General features: G+C 74.7%; 3 protein-coding genes. 1 reads left to right on the top strand and 2 read right to left on the bottom strand.

Annotation, left to right across the window (positions count from 1 at the left end):
* Window positions 1–623 (top strand): L-serine ammonia-lyase (locus H5J29_RS30350; protein ID WP_181784383.1); only part of this gene is annotated, 623 nt, incomplete at its 5' end.
* 11 nt (window positions 624–634) lie between these two features.
* On the opposite strand, the gene H5J29_RS30345 is transcribed toward H5J29_RS30350, so the two are convergent.
* Complete coding sequence (locus tag H5J29_RS30345) at window positions 635–1,204, bottom strand: hypothetical protein (RefSeq protein WP_181784382.1); 570 nt, start codon at window positions 1,202–1,204, stop codon at window positions 635–637.
* Between the two features lie 90 nt (window positions 1,205–1,294).
* Window positions 1,295–1,921 carry a response regulator gene (locus H5J29_RS30340; protein ID WP_181784381.1) on the bottom strand — a complete coding sequence of 209 codons (627 nt, stop codon included), beginning with the start codon at window positions 1,919–1,921 and terminating at the stop codon, window positions 1,295–1,297.
* Between the last annotated feature and the right edge of the window lie 150 nt (window positions 1,922–2,071).

The raw sequence follows: 2,071 nt of genomic DNA, 5'->3' as shown, positions 1-2,071 counted from the left end.
TCGAGGTCGAGGCCCTGTCCGACCACCCCGGCGACCCGGCGGAGTGGGTGACCCTGTTCGCCCTCGCCGTGAACGAGGAGAACGCCGCGGGCGGGCGGATCGTCACCGCCCCCACCAACGGCGCCGCCGGGATCGTGCCCGCGGTGCTGCACTACTACCACCGGTTCTGCCGCGGGGCGTCCGACGACGGCGTGGTGCGCTTCCTGCTCACCGCCGCCGCGATCGGCAGCCTGTTCAAGGAGAACGCCTCGATCTCCGGCGCCGAGGTCGGCTGCCAGGGCGAGGTCGGCTCCGCCTGCTCGATGGCCGCCGCCGGGCTCGCAGAGGTCATGGGCGGCAGCCCCGAGCAGGTGGAGAATGCCGCGGAGATCGGCATCGAGCACAACCTCGGCCTGACCTGCGACCCGATCGGCGGACTCGTCCAGATCCCGTGCATCGAGCGCAACGCCGTGGCCTCCGGCAAGGCGATCACCGCGGCCCGGATGGCGGTCCGCGGCGACGGGGTGCACCACGTCAGCCTGGACAAGGCCATCCGGACCATGCGCATCACCGGCGCGGACATGAAGACCAAGTACAAGGAGACCAGCCGGGGCGGCCTGGCCCTCACCGTCGTGGAGTGCTGAGCAGCCGGCGGCTACGACGCGCTCCGGGCGCGCAGCAGGGCCACGCCGAGGAGGGCGAAGGGCACCAGCATCACGGCGAGCATGATCTCCGTGATCGCCCCGGCCATGCCGAAGAACGGCACCGTCACCAGCATCACCACGGTGACCAGCAGCGGGAGACCGCGCCACGGCCACCTCCACACCCGGGCCCGAAGGGCGAGCACCGTGGCGGCCACGGCCCAGCCGAACAGCAGGACCGTCCCCGTGATGTAGAAGGCCGGGGAGTCCCGGCCGACCACCAGGGACACCACGTTGCCCAGCAGCACCCCCGCGGCACCGAGCACCCCTGCCACGGTCGCCCACGTCGCGCGTCTGCCGAGCGCGCCCGACAGCTGCAGTCCCACCGGCCCGGCGGCCAGCAGCAGCCACGCCGCCCCCAGGGCGAGCCCCACCCACGTGAAGCCCGGTTCGCCGGGCTGCACCGGGTTCGCCAGCCGCTCCATCCCGATCCCGATCGCGAGCAGGGCCCCGACCAGGCACGACACCCCCCACGGTGCCGTGCTCGCGCGGGTGGTGCTCGTCGTGCTCGTCGTCTGTGTCATGCGGACAGGGTCGCCGCGGGGCGTCCCTGGACGCGAGGGGCAGGCGTCCCGGACCGGCCGGGAAGCCCTCCCGGGCCCTCATCGGCCCGGTCAGCCCAGCCCGGCCTCGCGGGCCTTCACGATCGCGGCGGAGCGGTCCGTGACCTGCAGCTTCACCAGCACGGTGGAGACCAGGTTGCGCACCGTCTTGGGGGCGAGCCCCAGGCGCTCGGCGATCGCGGCGTTGCCCAGCCCGCGGGCCACGAGGCCGAGCACGTCGCGCTCGCGGGCGGTGAGCCCGCCGAAGGGCTCGGCACGGCCCACGGTGAACCAGTCCGCGAGCCTGCCCGCCAGCGCGCTACCGAAGACCGCCTCCCCGCGCGCGACCGCGGCGATCGCCGCCACCAGCTCCTCGGGCTCGCTCTCCTTGAGCAGGTACCCGCGGGCCCCGGCCCGGACGGCGTCCACCACCCGGGCGTCGGCGTCGTCCATCGTGAGCACGAGGATCCGGGCGTCGGGATCGGCCGCGCGGACCCGCCGGGTCGCCTCGACCCCACCGCCGCCGGGCATGTGCAGGTCGAGGACCAGGACGTCGGGCCGCAGGTCGGCGGCCAGCGCGACGGCCTCCTCCCCGGTCCCCCCGATCCCCACCACCTCGTGCCCCGTCGCGCGGAGCAGGCCCGCGACGCCGTCCCGGAAGAGGGGATGGTCGTCGACGAGCACCACGCGGACCGTCATCCGGTCTCCCCGTCCGCCCTCGCGGTGGGCGCCCCGTCGACCACCACACCGTCCACCCCCCGCAGTGGCAGCCTCGCGACGAGCCGGGCTCCCCCGCCGGGCGCGGAGTCGAGCTCGACCTCCCCGAACAGCTGCAGACGGCCCTCAACA

Source organism: Pseudonocardia pini, from assembly GCF_013870575.1.
GTDB classification, from domain to species: domain Bacteria; phylum Actinomycetota; class Actinomycetes; order Mycobacteriales; family Pseudonocardiaceae; genus Pseudonocardia; species Pseudonocardia pini.
This window is presented reverse-complemented; position numbering and strand designations above follow the sequence as displayed.

Coding starts and splice junctions, on each gene's coding strand:
- H5J29_RS30340 (WP_181784381.1), bottom strand. CDS start 1,921: ATGACGGTCCGCGTGGTGCTCGTCGACGACCATCCCCTCTTCCGGGAC.
- H5J29_RS30345 (WP_181784382.1), bottom strand. CDS start 1,204: ATGACACAGACGACGAGCACGACGAGCACCACCCGCGCGAGCACGGCA.